Here is a 15307-nt window from a genome sequence, read left to right on the forward strand (position 1 = left end):
GGACGGAGGTGCAGCATGCTTTCACCCGATAGAGTGGCCCCTCGCGAGGAGGCCGAGGCGATCACAAGACTATCGCGAACGCGATCGCGCGTGGCGATCGCGCTGAGTCTCGTGATGATCACGATGTATTTCGGGTTCATGACGATGTTCGCCTTCGCCAAGACTGCGATGGGCACGATCCTGATGCCCGGCTTGTCGCTCTGCATCCTGCTCGGCGCAGGGGTGATCGTCGGCTCATTTGTCCTTTGTCTGGTCTACGTCGTCTGGGCGAACCGGTTCTACGACCCGGCCGTGCGCCGCATCATGAGCTGAGGAGCGAACCATGCAGGCCGCCAACAATCCCCTCGCTGTCACGTTCTTCTTCATCTTCATGGCGCTGACGCTCGGCATCACCTATTGGGCCGCCCGGCGCACGCGCACCACGGAGCAGTTCTTCGCCGCCGGAGGCCAGATCACGGCTTGGCAGAACGGCTGGGCGCTCGCGGGCGACTTCCTCAGCGCGGCCGCGCTGCTGGGCATCGCCGGTATCATCACGTCGAATGGCTTCGACGGCTTGATCTACTCCATCGGCTTCCTGGTCGGCTGGCCGATCATCTCGTTCCTGATCGTCGAGCCGCTGCGCAACCTGGGCAAGTTCACCTTCGCCGACGTCGTCGCCTACCGCCTGCGGCAGCGCCCGGTGCGGATGGCCGCCGCCATCGGCACCCTGACCGTCATCCTGCTCTACCTGATCGCCCAGATGGTCGCGACGGGCTCACTGATCAAACTCCTCTTCGGCCTGCCCTACACCGCCTCGGTCATCGTGGTTGGCACCGCCATGCTCATCTACGTGATCTTCGGCGGCATGCTGGCCACCACCTGGGTTCAGGTGATCAAGGCGGTGCTCCTCTCCCTCGGTGGCCTCGTTCTGGCGCTCCTCGTGCTCGCCCATTTCGAGATGAACCCGCTGCGCCTGTTCTCGGCGGCGGCCGACAAGTACGGCGAGCGCGTGCTCCAGCCGGGATCCAAGGTCGCCGGAAGCGGATGGGACGCGATCTCGCTCGGGGTCGGGCTGATGTTCGGCACGGCGGCGCTGCCGCACATCCTGATGCGTGCCTTCACGGTGCCGGACGTGAAGGAGGCCCGGATGTCGATCCTCTACGCCACCGGCATCATCGGCTCGTTCCACCTCCTCGTCTTCGTGATCGGCTTCGGGGCGATGGTCCTCGTCGGGCCCGAGGCCGTCACGAAGGCGGGCGGCGGCGGCAACATGGCGGCACCGCTGCTCGCGCTAACGGTCGGCGGCAACGGCTTCTTCGGCTTCATCTGCGCGGTCGCCTTCGCGACCATGCTGGCGGTCGTCGCGGGCCTGACGCTCTCCGGGGTCGCCACGGTCTGCCACGACATCTGGGTCAACGTCGTCCGCAACGGCCATGCCCCGGAGCGCGAGCAGCTCACCGTCGCCCGGATCGCGACGGTCGCCATCGCGGTGCTGGCGGTGTTTCTCGGAATCGTCTTCGAGGGCCAGAACGTCGCCTTCATGGCGGGGCTGGCCTTCGCCGTCGCCGCGGCCGCCAACTTCCCGGCCCTGTTGCTCTCCATCACGTGGAAGCGGTTCACGACGGCGGGGGCGGTCGCCAGCATCCTGATCGGCACGTTCTCCTCGCTGCTGCTGATCAGCCTCTCCCCCACGATCCAGGTCGATGTGCTGGGGCGGAGCCTCGCGGAGGTCTCGCAGGCCTGGTGGTTCGTCCCGATGAAGAACCCGGCCCTCATCAGCATGCCGCTGTCCTTCCTCGTCGCGATCGCCGTCTCGCTCCTGACCAAGGAGGATGCGGCCGACAGCACCTTCCAGGAGATGCGCCGGAGGATCATGTTCGGTGCGTCGCGGACGGCCTACGCCGGCCGCTGAGCCCTCGGCCGGGGATTACCCATGGACGGGGCGTCGAGCGACGCCCCGTCCATGGGCGTCCGGGTGTCGGCCGCTCAAGGCTGCACGCCGAGCCGGGCGGCGGCGCGCCGGGCGGTGGCCGTGCGGCGTTCCGTGATCGCCGCCACCGCGGCGCGGGCCTGTTCGAGGATGGCCGGCGGCGCCCTCTCCGGCGTGCCGCTGTCGAAGGGCGGCTCGGGCGCGTAGGCCATGTAGAGCTGGATGGCCTTCGCAGCGTCCGGGCCGCGCAGCTCCGCGGCCAGCCGCAGGGCGCCGTCGATCCCCGCCGTGACGCCCGCCGCAAACACCCATGTGCCGTCGACGACCACCCGCTGATCGACGGGGATCGCGCCGAAGTAGGGCAGCAGATCGAACGAGGCCCAGTGGGTCGTGGCGCGGCGGCCTTTCAGGAGACCTGCGGCCCCGCAGAGCAGGGCGCCGGTGCAGACCGAGAAGACGCTCCGCGCGCCGCCCGCCTGGCGGCGGAGCCAGTCGAGGACGGCCTCGTCCTCCATCAGGTCCTCCTGGCCGAAACCGCCGGGGACGTGCAGCACGTCGAGTTGCGGCGCGTCCTCGATCGCCGCGTCCGGCGTCAGCCTCAGGCCGCGCACGTCCCGGACCGTCTCGGATGTCTTGCCGTAGACGCGGTAGGTCGCGTTCGGGATGCGCGACAGCACCTCGAACGGGCCGGTGAGATCGATCTGGTCGACGCCCTCGAACAGGAGGGAGCCGATTTCCAGGTGAGTGTCGGACGGGATCATCGTTACCTCCGGTGGACAGCGGAAGGGTACTCGGGCAGGCTCTGGCGCGAATGCCAAAGAACCCTCGTTTCCCGCCAAAACCGGTGCGGTCCGTGGAGGTGCTCGCCTTCCCGGGCGTGCAGGTGCTCGACGTCACCGGTCCGCTTCAGGTCTTCGCCTCCGCCAACGAGCATGTCGCCCGCAACGGAGACGGGCCGCCCTACCGGCTCCGGGTGGTCGCCAAGAGCGGCGGTGCCGTCGCGTCCTCAGCCGGCCTCGGGCTCGCGGCGGAGCCGCTGACGCCGATGCCGGAAGCGGTCGATACCCTGATCGTTGCCGGCGGGCCCGGCGTCGATGCGGCAGCCGACGATCCGGACTTACTCGAATGGCTGCGTCGACGCTCCCTGCAGGCGCGACGGGTCGCCTCCGTCTGCACCGGCGCCTTCATCCTGGCGGCTTCGGGCCTCCTCGACGGCCGGCGGGCCGTGACCCACTGGTCGTCCTGCGACGCCTTCGCCCGGCGCTTCCCGGCCGTGCGCGTGGAGGCCGATCCGATCTTCGTGCGCGACGGCCCCGTCTGGACCTCCGCGGGCGTGACGGCCGGAATCGACCTCGCGCTGGCGCTCGTCGAGGCGGATCTCGGCCGCGAGACGGCGCTCGCCGTGGCACGCTACCTCGTCGTCTTCCTCAAGCGTCCGGGCGGTCAGGCGCAATTCAGCGCAGCCTTGTCGCTGCAGACGGAAGGGGACCACTTCGACGCACTGCATCGCTGGATGCGGGCGAATCTCGGCGCGGACCTGTCGCTCCCGGCCCTGGCTGCGGAGGCGGGGATGAGTGAGCGCAGCTTCAGCCGGCATTACCTCAAGGAGACCGGGCTTACGCCGGCCAGAGCCGTCGAACGGCTGAGGGTCGAGGCGGCCCGCCAGATGCTGGCGGAGACCCATCGACCGGTCAAGCGGATCGCGCAGCATTGCGGCTTTGCGTCCGAGGAGACGATGCGCCGAAGCTTCCTGCGTCTGCTCGCGAGCACGCCGCAGGATTATCGCTCTCGCTTCGGCATCGATCCGCAGATGAACGAAATCCCTCGTCCCTTTTCGCAATCTTAGAGCGCATGCCGACGAAGCGGTTACCGGCTCGTCGAAAGAATGCGCGTCGAAACAATGACCTAGATGTACGGTCCCGGCATGTGGTGCGACGGATCGACTCTGAAGCGTTCGGGCTCTTTGGTCCAGGCTTGGCAGATGCGTTCGTAGGGTGTCAGGCCGCGTAGCGTCTTGAGGCGGCGGGCGTGGTTGTAGGCATCCACGAAGAGCTGGAGGTGATCTCTGAGCTGATCGTGGCTGTCGTAATGGTAGCGCTTGACCGTCGCATCCTTGATCGTGCGGTTCATCCGTTCGACCTGGCCGTTATCCGGCATGATGACCCTCGGTGCCCTCGCGTTCCGCTGATCTTCGGATCGGCGCTATGGTGAGCCCATCCGGGACACGGGGCACCGGGAGCACGTGCGTGCGGGCAGGCCGACCCTTAGACGATGGGCTGCGAGCCCGAGCCGTTATCTGGCCGCCCCTGCGGCTCGCCCGGATGCGCTGCGAGCGCGGATCCGTAGTTGCCGTGTTGCCCGCCAGCTCCCGCAATCGAGACGAGGAGACAGGCTCATGCGGGTTGTGGGATTGGACATCCACCGCGTTTTCGCCGAGGCGGTAATGCTGGAGAACGGCGCGGCCCGGCGTCTTGGTCGGATCGGCATGACGCGCGATCACCTGACGGCGTTCGCCAAGACGCTGACGCACGACGACCATGTCGTCGTGGAGGCGACCGGCAACGCCAGCGCGGTCGCGGAGGTGATCCGGCCGCATGTCGGTCGGGTGGTGATCGCCAACCCGCGCCAGGTGCGGCTGATCGCCGAGGCGCGGATCAAGACCGACGTCATCGACGCGACCGTGCTGGCGCGGCTCTATGCCAGTGGCTTTCTGCCAGAGGTCTGGATCCCGGACGAGGCAACGCTTGCGCTCCGGCGCCAGGTCACACGCCGCACCCAGATCGTCCGGCAGCGGACGCGGCTGAAGACGATGGTGCAGTCGATCCTGCATGCGCATCTAGTGCCGCCCTGTCCCCACGCCGATCTGTTCGGGCCGCGGGGACGGACCTGGCTGCTGGCACAGCCGCTGCCCGGCGACGAGAGCGATGCCGTCGCCCGGCACCTGCGTGAGTACGACCGGCTGAGCGAGGACGTGAAGGTCGTCGAGCGTGAACTGGCGCGCGAGGCGCGCGCCGACGCGAACGTCACGCGGCTGATGACGATCCCAGGCATCGACCTGGTGGTCGCAGTCGGGCTGATCGCCGCCATCGGACCCGTGGCGCGGTTCGCCGGCCCGGATCGGCTCGTGGCCTATCTTGGGCTGAACCCGAGCGTGCATCAGTCCGGATCCGGCAAGCCACGGCATGGACGCATCACCAAGCAGGGGCGCAGCCACGCCCGCACGATGTTGGTCGAGGCGGCCTGGCAGGCCGTGCGGGGGCCCGGTCCACTGCGCGCCTTCTTCCAGCGCGTGTCGGCGCGGCGTGGGCCTCACGTCGCGGCCGTGGCGGTCTCACGCAAGCTGGCGGTGATCATCTGGCACCTGCTCACGCGGGGCGAGGACTACGCTTGGGTGCGTCCGGCGCTCCACGCCAAGAAGCTGCGGGAACTGGAGCTGCGCTCGGGCGAGCCGGCACGGCGTGGTCAGCGCGGAACGGCCTACGCCTACAACCTGACCCGCGTCCGACAGGAGGAGCGGCGGCGTGTCGAGCAGGCGGAGGTCGCCTACCGACACCTGACCGAGGGCTGGAGCCGGCGTGGGCGACGCGTACCCACGGGCGCCGCAAAGGAGGAGCGACTCTGAAGACGGCGCGGCCAGGCTTGCACCTCGAACCCGGCTCTTCGTCACACGGTCGCCCGTGGGCGGCAACAAAATAGTACGGATCGCAACAAAGGGACTGTTCAACCTCATCCGTGGTCCAGGGATGGTTCACCTTGGTTAGCCGGTGCTCGATGTCGTTCTCTGCGCAGACGCGGCCGAAGATGTGCGCGAAGGCATAGGTATCCTTCTTGCGGTTGGTGAACTGAATGCCGTTATCCGTCAGGACGATGTGGATGCGGTAGGGCACCGCCATGATCAGATCACGCAGGAACTGCGCCGCCTCCATCTTGCCAGCACTCTCGACAAGATGGACGAAGGCGAACTTGCTGGTACGGTCGATCGCCACGAACAGGTACAGCTTGCCCTCTTCGGTGCTGACCTGTGCGATATCGATATGGAAGTAGCCGATCGGATATTGCTTGAAGCGCTTCTTCTCGGGCTTGTCGCCTTCGACTTCCGGCAGGCGGCTGATGCCGTGCCGCTGCAGGCACCGGTGCAGGCTGGAGCGGGTCAGATGGGGGATCGTGGGCTGCAAACCGTAGAGGCAGTCGTCCAGCGGCAGCAGGGTATGCCGCCGGAAAGCGACGACGATCGCCTCCTCCTCCGGTGTCAGAACGGTCGAGCGCGGCTCCTTCGGACCCATGGCCGCGTCGGCCGTCGTCTCCCGATCACGCCACTTCTGGATCGTCGTCGGGCTGACGCCGTAGCGTTTAGCCGCCGCTCTCACGCTTTCTTGACGTAGCTGTATCGCGCGACGGACTGCCTCCGTCGTGCGGGCGCTGCCGTGAAGAATTTGGCCCATAGCGCATCCCTCGCCGCGTGATGCTCAATCGTACCACCACACCGAGGGATCAAACACCTAGAGCCGTATCCGGCCTGCTCCGGATTCATCCCGATTTTGGGTGAGCCGAATTGATGTTTTTCGAGCCGATCTGCGCCCCGTCGAGACGGGCTCATAGGCCTGCAATTTCGGGCATGCAATTTCGGCTGCTTATGCCTGATCGGCGCTTCTCCTCGGACCAACCGGTTCTGATGTGGGCCGACATTTGCACGAAGCTTGCAGGTTGCGGAGGTGCCAATCAGGAATCTGGGGTGCGCCGCGGAATGGATGGAAGCCTCCTTAAGGGCGCGTCGAGCACACACTGGCGTACGCAGGAGATGTTCCTCGTCCAGGAGGTCATGAACCTGATCGGCAAGGGCCTGCGCCTCGATCAGGTCGCGCGGGAGATGCTGCATCTCCTGTCCGAGATCGTCGGACTGAACCGGGGACGGATCGTCCTGAAAGACCCCGACGGCGATGGGCACCGCATTGCCTACTCCTACGGGCTGACCCGCGAAGAGGTCGCTCGGGGCCGCTACGCACCGGGCGAGGGCATCACCGGACGCGTCATCCAGGACGGTCACCTCATCATCGTGCAGGACATCGACAAGGACCCCACCTTCCTTGGGCGGGCGGTGGCGCGGGCGCAGCTTCCCCGCGGCGCCGTGTCGTTCCTGGCGCTGCCGATCCGGGTCGATCACAGGACCGTCGGAGCCATTGCCTGCCACCGCATCCGTCACCGGGAGCGCGCGCTCTCGGACGATCTCACCATCCTGCGCATCATCGCCACGATGGTCAGCCAGTTGCTGACCCTGAACGAGCGGGTGGAGCAAAAGACGCGGGCGCTCGAGGAGCACAACGATATGCTGGCGCGCGAGCTGCGCATCAAGCGCGCCCGCTACGGCATCATCGGAACCTCGCCCACGCTGCTGCGCGCCCTCGCGCAGGTGGAAAAGGTCGCGAGCGCGACCGCGAGCGTGCTGCTGCTCGGCGAGTCCGGAACCGGCAAGGAACTCTTCGCTCGGGCGCTCCACCTCGCGAGTCCGCGGCGAGACCGGCCCTTCATCAAGGTCAATTGCGCCGCGATTCCCGACAGCCTGTTCGAATCCGAGCTGTTCGGGCACGAGCGCGGCGCCTTCACCGGGGCCGTCGATGCGCGGGCCGGCTGGTTCGAGCAGGCGAGCGGCGGCACGATCTTCCTCGACGAGATCGGCGAGATGCCGGCGGTCCTCCAGACCAAGCTGCTGCGCACCCTGCAGGAGGGGACGGTCGTGCGCCTCGGCGGCAAGCGCGAGATCCGGGTCGACATGCGCCTCGTCGCCGCGACGAACCGGGACGTCGCCACCGAGGTGGCCCACGGCCGCTTCCGAGAGGACTTGTTCTACCGCCTCAACGTCGTGCCGATCACCCTGCCTCCGCTGGCGGAACGGCGCAGCGATATCCCCGATCTGGTGCTGCACTTCCTCACCCAGGCGAATCAGATCAACCAGCGCAACGTCAACCTGACCCAAGGCGCGGTCACGCATCTCGCCCGCCAGCCCTGGCCGGGCAACATCCGCCAGCTCGCCAACTTCATCGAGCGGCTCGTACTGCTGGCGAGCGAAGGTGTCTTGGACGTCGAGGACGTGCGGCCGATGCTCGAAGGCGCCGTCGTCACGGCGCCCCCGCTGCTCGCACCGGCCTCGGCTCCGTTCTTCTCACCCGAACGGGAAGCGGCGTTGCGCGCGATCGGCACCGTGCGCCCCTACCTGCCGGCCGACTCGCACGGCCACGAACAGTTGCGCATGGCTCTGGCCCAGGCCGGCGGCAACAAAACGCGGGCCGCCCAGCGGCTCGGGCTCACCGAACGCCAATTCTCCTATCGCTGGCGCAAGCTCCAGCCGGCACCCTGACCCGGCTCTGCCAAACCCGACAATGTCGACAATGTGTTGACATTCAACAACGTTTCGTCCGGAGGCGCCCTTCGCAGGTCATAGCTAAATATCTGAAATATATCATCAATATTAAATTGTCGTATTCGCCGCCGATTTGGCACCCGCTTTGCGCAAATCCCTCCGAGCCGGCCCCGATGAAGACGGGGACAGGGCACGCACAGGAGTTGCCGATGAGCGCGAACGCCGCCCCCACCACCGTCACCACCTACTTGCGTCCGATCGACCGGGACGGCCTGATGCAGTTCGCCGAGAAGGGCCGCTGCAATCCCGGCTCGCGTGGCACCAACAAGGTGCACACCGTTGTCGACGGGCAGTACCGCACCCGCAGCTATGTCGGCGACCACCAGCCGGTCGTGGTGGACGAGCCCCTGCACCTGTTCGGCGAGAACACGGCGCCGGCACCGGGTGAGATCGTGCTCTCGGCCCTCGGCGGCTGCCTTGCGGTCGGCATCACCGCCGTCGCGACCTGGAAACAGGTGCGCCTGTCGCGCCTCGAACTGCATCTCGAGGGCGACATCGGCAACCCCGCCGCCTGGGGCGCGGGCGGCGCCGAGAAGCTGCCGGAGGACATGGGATTTCAGGAGATCCGCGTGGCCGTGACCATCGAGGGCGATGCGAGCCGCGAGGAACTCGACGCGATCGTGCGCCACGCGAATGTCTACTCGCCGGTGGCCAACTCCATGCGAAACCCGATCGCCTTCAAGATCGGCTTGGCTGGCTGACGCGCCCAGGCGGGGCCAAGCGGTCCCGCCGCCTTCCCCGATCCTTGAGGAGACTGCACGATGCCGAGCGCCCTCGCTTTGCGGCCGGCGGATGATTCCGTCGGGCCGGTGCCGCCTGCCACGCCGAACCGCCCCGATTGGACCGACGAGGCCGTCCTCGCCGAAACGAAGGCCATCGCCGATGGTCCCTTGAGCGCCGCGGCGGCGGAGATCGACCGCGGCGCCTACCCGCTCGAGATCCTGGGTCGGCTCGGTGGCGCGGGCGCGCTCGCCGTGCATCTCGACCGGCACGGGGGGCGCTTCGGGCTCGCGGTGGCTGCCATGCAGGCGGCGAGCCGGGCCTGCGGCGCCACCGGCTTTCTGATGTGGTGCCACGATGTGTGCGGCCTCTACCTCGAGCAGTCGGGCAACCCGGCCCTGACCGGCGCGGTGCTCGACGATCACGCGGCGGGCCGCCGCTTCGGAGGCACGGCGCTCTCCAACCCGATGAAGGCCTTCGCCGGAATCGAGCCGATCCTGCTGCGCGCCCGTCGCGTCCCCGGCGGTTACCGGGTCAGCGGCATGCTGCCCTGGGTCAGCCATATCGGCCCGGGCCAGTATTGCGGCGCCATCGCGGGCGTCGTCGGCGCCAACGACACGATCAGCCACGAGATCATGTTCGTGCTGGCTTGCGACCGTACCGAGCTGCGGCCCTGCCCGCACTTCTCCGGCATGGAGGGCACCAGCACCTGGGGTGTGCGGCTCGACGATCTCTTCGTCGGGCATGACGACCTCATCGCCGATCCGGCGCGCCCCTTCATCGGGCGCATCCGCGGCGCCTTCATCCTGCTTCAATGCGGCATGGGCCTCGGCATCGCCGAGGGGAGCCTCGACGCCATGCTGGCGGTCGAGGAGACGCTGGTCCACGTCAATCAGTTCCTCGACGATCGACCCGACGCCATCGCGGCCGAACTCGCCGAGTTGCGCGCCCGTGTGATGCGGCTCGCCGAGACGCCCTATGACGGTGCCGCCGACTACCTGATCGATGTTCTCGACGCCCGTGCCCAGGTCTCCGAACTGGCCTTGCGCGCCTCGCAATCGGCGCTGCTGCACCAGGGCGCGCGGGGCTACCTGATGTCGGCGGCTCCTCAGCGCCGCATCCGCGAGGCGCATTTCGTCGCCATCGTCACCCCCGCGATCAAGCATCTGCGCTGGGAGATGGCCCGGCTGTCGCGGGAGACGCAGCCCGCCGCGACCGAAGGGGGCCGGGCATGAGCCGCCCTGAGCCCGCCGACGGCCTCGGCCCCTGGCAGCTTTTCCTCTGCCGGGCCTGCGGCCTGATCTACGACGAGGGCGAGGGCGACCCCGATAGCGGCCTGCCGCCCGGCACCCGCTTTGCGGACATTCCCGATGACTGGGCCTGCCCGATCTGCGGCGTCACCAAGTCGGATTTCGAGCCCTACCAGCGGCGCGCGCCTGTCGCGCCGGTGCCGGCCTCGCCGGTGCCGCAGCGCCGGCCCGGCGTGGTGATCGTCGGCGGCGGAATCGGCGGATGGAGCGTCGCCGAGGCGATCCGGGCCGAGGATGCGGGGGTGCCGATCACCCTGGTGAGCGCTTGCGACGGCAGCCTCTACCACAAGCCGGAACTCTCGGTCGCCCTCGGGCGCGGCCTGACACCCGACGCGCTCCGCCGCGAGACGGGCGCCGCGGCGGCGGCACGCCTGTCCCTGCGCCTGATGGCCGACACGGTCGCGGTCGGCCTCTCGCCGGAGCGACACGCCTTACGCACGACGCGCGGCACGCTTCCCTACACCCATCTCGTCCTCGCCCACGGGGCGCGGCCAGCGCTGCCGGACGGCCTCGACCCCGCCCTGTGCTGGCGGATCAACGACCTTGCCGCGTGGTCTTCGCTCCATGGCGAGCTCGCCCGCGGCCCCCGCGCGGTCGCGGTGATCGGGGCCGGCATGGTCGGCTGCGAGCTGGCCGAGGATCTGGCCCGCGCCGGCCATGCCGTCACGCTTCTCGGGGCCAAGGCGCTGCCGCTGCCCGAACTCCTGCCGGAGCAGGCCGGACGGCGCCTGCTGGCGGGCCTCGAAGGCGTGGGTGTCCGCTACCGGGGCGAGAGCCTCGTGAGCGGCCTGAGCCGCCGGCCGGACGGCACCGTCGCCCTCGCTCTCCCGGACGGGACGAGCCTGGCCGCCGCGACCGTGATCGCCGCGACCGGCCTCGCTACGCCCTCGCGCCTCGTGCGGGGAGCGGGCCTCGCCTTCGACCGCGGCATCGTCGTCGATCCGGCGACCCTGCGCACGAGCGGGCCTGACATCTTCGCGTTGGGCGACTGCATCAGCATCGCGGGGCGGCCCTGTCGCTTCATCGAGCCCATCGCCCGCCAAGCCGCGGTCATCGCTCACGCGATCCTCGGCCGGGCCCATCCGGGCTACGCGCACACCGCCCCGGTCATCCGCTTGAAGACCCGCTCGGCCCCGATCGCGCTGCACGGCATCCCTGTCGCCGACCGCCCCTGGCACGTCGTCGAAGAAAGCGAGCACCGGCTCGCGATGGAGCAGCGGCAGGGCGGCGACGTCACGGCCTGGCTCGCGGCCTGAGCCTGCCGACAATGTCGACAAAAGATCGACATTGTCGAAGGAACGAGATCCGGCCGAGCCGTCTCTACGGACGTCAAGTCGCTGGCCCGAAAGCAGAAATAAAAAATTCCAGCGATTGGCGCGACTGTTGCTGAGGATTCGTTGCCTGCCCTGCCGGAGACCATGATGGCCCCGTTCGACAATCCCTTCGATGCCAAACGCCGCTTCGCGCGCGGCGGCTGCTCCTGCGGCTCGCACGCGTCCCAGGCCGCGCACGAGGCGGCCCTGCCGAGCGGGGACGCTGCGATCGAGCGGGCCGTCGAGACGACGATGATGCGGGCCCTGTTTCCGCATCACGCGGAGCGCCGTGCCTTCCTGCGCAGCGTCGGCCTCGCGACGGCGGCGGCGGCCGTCAGTCAGTTCCTGCCGACGAAATTCGTGGCCGAGGCCTTTGCCCAAGCGGACAAGCCGGAGAAGACCGACCTCAAGATCGGCTTCATCCCGATCACCTGCGCCACGCCGATCATCATGGCCAAGCCCATGGGCTTCTATGAGAAGCAGGGCCTCAACGTCGATGTCGTGAAGACCGCTGGCTGGGCGGTCGTGCGCGACAAGACCCTGAACAAGGAATACGACGCCGCCCACATGCTGGCACCGATGCCGCTCGCCATCACGATGGGGCTCGGATCGAACCCCGTTCCGTTTGCCGTGCCGGCGATCGAGAACGTCAACGGACAGGCAATTTGCCTCGCGAATAAGCACAAGGACAATCGCGACCCGAAGAATTGGAAAGGCTTCAAGCTCGCGATCCCGTTCGATTACTCGAACCACAACTACTTGTTGCGCTACTACCTCGCCGAGCACGGCATCGATCCCGACACCGACGTGCAACTGCGCTCGGTGCCGCCGCCCGAGATGGTCGCGAATCTGCGCGCCGACAACATCGACGGCTTCCTGGCGCCCGACAACGTCGTCCAGCGCGCGGTCTACGACGGCGTCGGCTTCATCCACATTCTGTCGAAGGAGATCTGGGACGGGCATCCCTGCTGCTCCTTCTCGGTGGCGCAGGACACGATCCGCGAAATGCCGAACGCGACGGCCGCGATGCTGCGCGCCATCCTCCAGGCGACCGCCTACGCCTCGAAGGCGGAGAACCGTAAGGAGATCGCCGCCGCCATCGCGCCCGCCAACTACCTCAACCAGCCGCTCACCGTGGTGGAGCAGGTCCTCACCGGCACCTATGCCGACGGGCTCGGCAGTGTGAAGAAAGACCCCAAGAGGGTCGCCTTCGACCCCTTCCCCTACGAGAGCTTCGCGATCTGGACGCTGACCCAGATGAAGCGCTGGGGCCAGATCAAGGGCGATGTCGACTACGCGGCGGTCGCAAAACAGGTCTACCGCGCCACCGACGCCGCCAAGCTGATGCAGCAGGACGGATTGACCCCGCCGCAGGCCACCACCAAGACCTTCGTGGTGATGGGCAAGACCTTCGATCCGGCCAAGCCCGAGGAATACCTCGACTCCTTCAAGATCAAGCGTGCGAGCTAACGCCATGCAACGCACGCTCTCGCTGCGCGCCGGCATCCTCTCCCTCGCGCTTCTCGCACTGATCCTGCTCAGCTGGCAGATCGCGGTCAGCGGCACCGCCCGCACCGAGGCCATGGACCCGGAATACGCCGCCCTGATGGGGCAGGCGGCCACCACGGGCAAATCGGCCATGCCCGGCCCGCTGGATGTCGGGGCGACGATCTGGAAGCACCTGAAGGATCCGTTCTACGACCGCGGGCCCAACGACAAGGGCATCGGGATCCAGCTCGCCTACTCGATCGGCCGCGTGGCGCTCGGCTACGGCCTCGCGGTGCTGGTGGCGATCCCGGTCGGCTTCCTCATCGGCATGTCGCCGCTGATGAGCCGGGCGCTCGACCCGTACATCCAGATCCTGAAACCCGTCTCACCCCTCGCCTGGATGCCGCTCGCCCTCTACACGATCAAGGATTCGAGCCTGTCTGCGATCTTCGTGATCTTCATCTGCTCGATCTGGCCGATGCTGATCAACACGGTCTTCGGCGTCGCGGGCACGCGCAAGGAATGGCTCAACGTCGCCAGAACCCTTGAGGTGAGCCCGATCCGGCGCGCCTTCACGGTGATCCTGCCGGCAGCCGCCCCGACGATCCTCACCGGCATGCGCATCTCGATCGGCATCGCGTGGCTCGTCATCGTGGCGGCCGAGATGCTCGTGGGGGGCACCGGCATCGGCTACTTCGTCTGGAACGAGTGGAACAACCTCTCGATCACCAACGTGATCACCTCGATCCTGGTGATCGGCCTCGTCGGCATGGTCCTCGACCAGCTCCTGGCGCGTGCGCAGCGCCTCGTCACCTTCCCGGAGTGAAGCGACCCATGAGCACGCTCCTTCCGTTCGCGCGGCGCGCCCGCCGCTCCGCTTCCGAAACGGCTGATGCCGGGACCAGCCGCATGTCGACGTCTGAAAAATTCATCTCCATCGAGGGGATCGCCCGGCGCTACCCGGCGCCGGGCGGCAAGGCCACGACGATCTTCGAGAACCTGTGGCTACCGATGCGCCGCGGCGAGTTCGTGTGCATGATCGGCCATTCCGGCTGCGGCAAGACCACGGTGCTCAACATCCTCGCCGGGCTCGATGCGCCGAGCGAGGGCGTCGTCATCGTCGACGGGCAGGGCATCACCGGCACGAGCCTCGACCGCGCCGTCATCTTTCAGGGCCACGCCCTGCTGCCCTGGCGCAGCGTGCTCGGCAACGTCGCCTACGCGGTGTCCTCGCGCTGGCGGAAGGCGAAACGCGCCGAGATCGAGGCGCGCGCCCGCAAGGCGATCGCCACGGTGGGACTGGCCGGCTCCGAGCATAAGCGCCCTTCGGAGTTGTCGGGCGGCATGAAGCAGCGCGTCGGCATCGCCCGGGCGCTGGCGATCGAGCCGAAGATCCTGCTCATGGACGAGCCCTTCTCGGCGCTCGACGCGCTGACCCGCGGCACGCTGCAGGACGAGGTGCGCCGGATCTGCGTCGAGACCGGGCAGACGGTCTTCATGATCACCCACGACGTCGACGAGGCGATCTATCTCGCCGACCGGATCGTGCTGATGACGAACGGGCCGGAGGCGAAGGTCGCCGAGATCGTCGAGAACCCGCTGCCCAAGAACCGCGACCGCACGCAACTTCACCATGCGCCCGGCTACTACGCCCTGCGCAACCACCTGATCGACTTCCTCGTGACCCGCTCCCGGACCCTGCGGGACGCCATGCCCGGAGACTACGACCCCCGCCATCCGCCGGTGGTGCGCCCCTCGCTCAGCGAGGCGGACGCCGCCGCCATCGCCGCCGAGCCGCCGGCCCGGCGAGCCTGATCCCGGCGCCGACCTCGCGCGGGTCGGCTCCTCGGCATCCGAGAGCCCGCTTCGTGGAGCGAGCCGATCCACCCGGGTCGTCTGGATGCGACGCCTGTGCGCCGGGTCCTGGCGGGGTTTGCCTGGCACCTGCGGACGGGCGGAGACGGGCCCGCGCGCTGCCGGCCGGCGTTCTGCCCTGGCGTACGATCGACGGCTGGTTTCCGGTGCTGGATCGCGAAGGGGCTGTTCGAGGCTCTGATGCGGGTTCTGGCCCGTCGCCCCTCCAGCCAGGCCTTCTCCAGAGCCGCGTTGACGCCGAGCTTCGGCCGGTGGCGGAACCGAGGAAGGTCGAAGG

Annotated in this window: 12 protein-coding genes and 2 pseudogenes; 11 read left to right on the plus strand and 3 right to left on the minus strand. The window is 68.2% G+C overall.

All coding sequences use genetic code 11. From position 1 onward, the window contains the following. Positions 1-15 precede the first annotated feature (15 nt). Both Y590_RS04640 and Y590_RS04645 read left to right on the plus strand, forming a co-directional pair. Positions 16-312, plus strand: a complete 297-nt coding sequence (locus tag Y590_RS04640) for a DUF485 domain-containing protein (RefSeq protein ID WP_060768836.1) — start codon at positions 16-18, stop codon at positions 310-312. 10 nt (positions 313-322) lie between these two features. Continuing rightward, a complete protein-coding gene (locus Y590_RS04645; protein ID WP_060768837.1) occupies positions 323-1891 on the plus strand; it encodes a sodium:solute symporter family transporter in 1569 nt (522 codons plus the stop codon). Positions 1892-1965: 74 nt separating this feature from the next. On the opposite strand, the gene Y590_RS04650 is transcribed toward Y590_RS04645, so the two are convergent. Further along, positions 1966-2670 carry a DJ-1/PfpI family protein gene (locus tag Y590_RS04650; RefSeq protein WP_060768838.1) on the minus strand — a complete coding sequence of 235 codons (705 nt, stop codon included), beginning with the start codon at positions 2668-2670 and terminating at the stop codon, positions 1966-1968. Between the two features lie 50 nt (positions 2671-2720). Here Y590_RS04650 and Y590_RS04655 point away from each other — a divergent pair, with 50 nt between their 5' ends. After that, on the plus strand, positions 2721-3755 hold the full coding sequence (locus Y590_RS04655; RefSeq protein WP_060768839.1) for a GlxA family transcriptional regulator: 1035 nt from the start codon (positions 2721-2723) through the stop codon (positions 3753-3755). A 59-nt stretch (positions 3756-3814) separates the two neighbouring features. Here Y590_RS04655 and Y590_RS04660 read toward each other — a convergent pair. Beyond that, a pseudogene (locus tag Y590_RS04660) lies at positions 3815-4057 on the minus strand (integrase core domain-containing protein); the annotation flags it as partial. A 247-nt stretch (positions 4058-4304) separates the two neighbouring features. Between Y590_RS04660 and Y590_RS04665 the strand changes: the two are divergent. Then, positions 4305-5531 (plus strand): IS110-like element ISMch4 family transposase, encoded by a 1227-nt coding sequence (locus Y590_RS04665; protein WP_060768813.1) that lies wholly within the window; start codon positions 4305-4307, stop codon positions 5529-5531. 94 nt (positions 5532-5625) lie between these two features. Here the strand turns inward: Y590_RS04665 and Y590_RS25430 are convergent. Beyond that, positions 5626-6351, minus strand: a pseudogene (locus Y590_RS25430) (DDE-type integrase/transposase/recombinase); the annotation flags it as partial. A gap of 302 nt (positions 6352-6653) precedes the next feature. Between Y590_RS25430 and Y590_RS04675 the strand changes: the two are divergent. From Y590_RS04675 to Y590_RS04705, 7 genes are all read left to right on the plus strand, one after another. Beyond that, positions 6654-8261 carry a sigma 54-interacting transcriptional regulator gene (locus tag Y590_RS04675; RefSeq protein ID WP_060768842.1) on the plus strand — a complete coding sequence of 536 codons (1608 nt, stop codon included), beginning with the start codon at positions 6654-6656 and terminating at the stop codon, positions 8259-8261. Between the two features lie 212 nt (positions 8262-8473). After that, positions 8474-9025: an OsmC family protein gene (locus Y590_RS04680; protein ID WP_060768843.1), complete on the plus strand. Its 552-nt coding sequence runs from the start codon at positions 8474-8476 to the stop codon at positions 9023-9025. 60 nt (positions 9026-9085) lie between these two features. Then, entirely contained in the window at positions 9086-10279 is a 1194-nt protein-coding gene (locus Y590_RS04685; protein WP_060768844.1) for an acyl-CoA dehydrogenase family protein, read from the plus strand. Beyond that, positions 10276-11610, plus strand: a complete 1335-nt coding sequence (locus tag Y590_RS04690; protein ID WP_060768845.1) for an FAD-dependent oxidoreductase — start codon at positions 10276-10278, stop codon at positions 11608-11610. Before Y590_RS04685 ends, Y590_RS04690 begins: the two co-directional genes overlap by 4 nt. Positions 11611-11775: 165 nt before the next feature. Further along, positions 11776-13137 carry a CmpA/NrtA family ABC transporter substrate-binding protein gene (locus tag Y590_RS04695; protein ID WP_060768846.1) on the plus strand — a complete coding sequence of 454 codons (1362 nt, stop codon included), beginning with the start codon at positions 11776-11778 and terminating at the stop codon, positions 13135-13137. A gap of 4 nt (positions 13138-13141) precedes the next feature. Next, the gene (gene ntrB / locus Y590_RS04700; protein ID WP_060768847.1) at positions 13142-13981 is read left to right on the plus strand and encodes a nitrate ABC transporter permease; all 840 of its coding nucleotides are present in this window, start codon (positions 13142-13144) and stop codon (positions 13979-13981) included. Positions 13982-13989: 8 nt separating this feature from the next. After that, positions 13990-14970 carry an ABC transporter ATP-binding protein gene (locus Y590_RS04705; protein ID WP_060768848.1) on the plus strand — a complete coding sequence of 327 codons (981 nt, stop codon included), beginning with the start codon at positions 13990-13992 and terminating at the stop codon, positions 14968-14970. Positions 14971-15307 lie beyond the last annotated feature (337 nt).

Origin of the sequence: Methylobacterium sp. AMS5 (assembly GCF_001542815.1) — a bacterium.
GTDB lineage: Bacteria > Pseudomonadota > Alphaproteobacteria > Rhizobiales > Beijerinckiaceae > Methylobacterium.

Excerpts from the sequence above, each read along its gene's own strand:
- Y590_RS04685 (WP_060768844.1), top strand. The coding sequence starts at position 9,086 with ATGCCGAGCGCCCTCGCTTTGCGGCCGGCGGATGATTCCGTCGGGCCG.
- Y590_RS04665 (WP_060768813.1), top strand. The coding sequence starts at position 4,305 with ATGCGGGTTGTGGGATTGGACATCCACCGCGTTTTCGCCGAGGCGGTA.
- Y590_RS04655 (WP_060768839.1), top strand. The coding sequence starts at position 2,721 with ATGCCAAAGAACCCTCGTTTCCCGCCAAAACCGGTGCGGTCCGTGGAG.
- Y590_RS04705 (WP_060768848.1), top strand. The coding sequence starts at position 13,990 with ATGAGCACGCTCCTTCCGTTCGCGCGGCGCGCCCGCCGCTCCGCTTCC.
- Y590_RS04645 (WP_060768837.1), top strand. The coding sequence starts at position 323 with ATGCAGGCCGCCAACAATCCCCTCGCTGTCACGTTCTTCTTCATCTTC.
- Y590_RS04675 (WP_060768842.1), top strand. The coding sequence starts at position 6,654 with ATGGATGGAAGCCTCCTTAAGGGCGCGTCGAGCACACACTGGCGTACG.
- Y590_RS04680 (WP_060768843.1), top strand. The coding sequence starts at position 8,474 with ATGAGCGCGAACGCCGCCCCCACCACCGTCACCACCTACTTGCGTCCG.
- Y590_RS04640 (WP_060768836.1), top strand. The coding sequence starts at position 16 with ATGCTTTCACCCGATAGAGTGGCCCCTCGCGAGGAGGCCGAGGCGATC.
- Y590_RS04695 (WP_060768846.1), top strand. The coding sequence starts at position 11,776 with ATGGCCCCGTTCGACAATCCCTTCGATGCCAAACGCCGCTTCGCGCGC.
- Y590_RS04650 (WP_060768838.1), bottom strand. The coding sequence starts at position 2,670 with ATGATCCCGTCCGACACTCACCTGGAAATCGGCTCCCTCCTGTTCGAG.
- Y590_RS04690 (WP_060768845.1), top strand. The coding sequence starts at position 10,276 with ATGAGCCGCCCTGAGCCCGCCGACGGCCTCGGCCCCTGGCAGCTTTTC.
- ntrB (WP_060768847.1), top strand. The coding sequence starts at position 13,142 with ATGCAACGCACGCTCTCGCTGCGCGCCGGCATCCTCTCCCTCGCGCTT.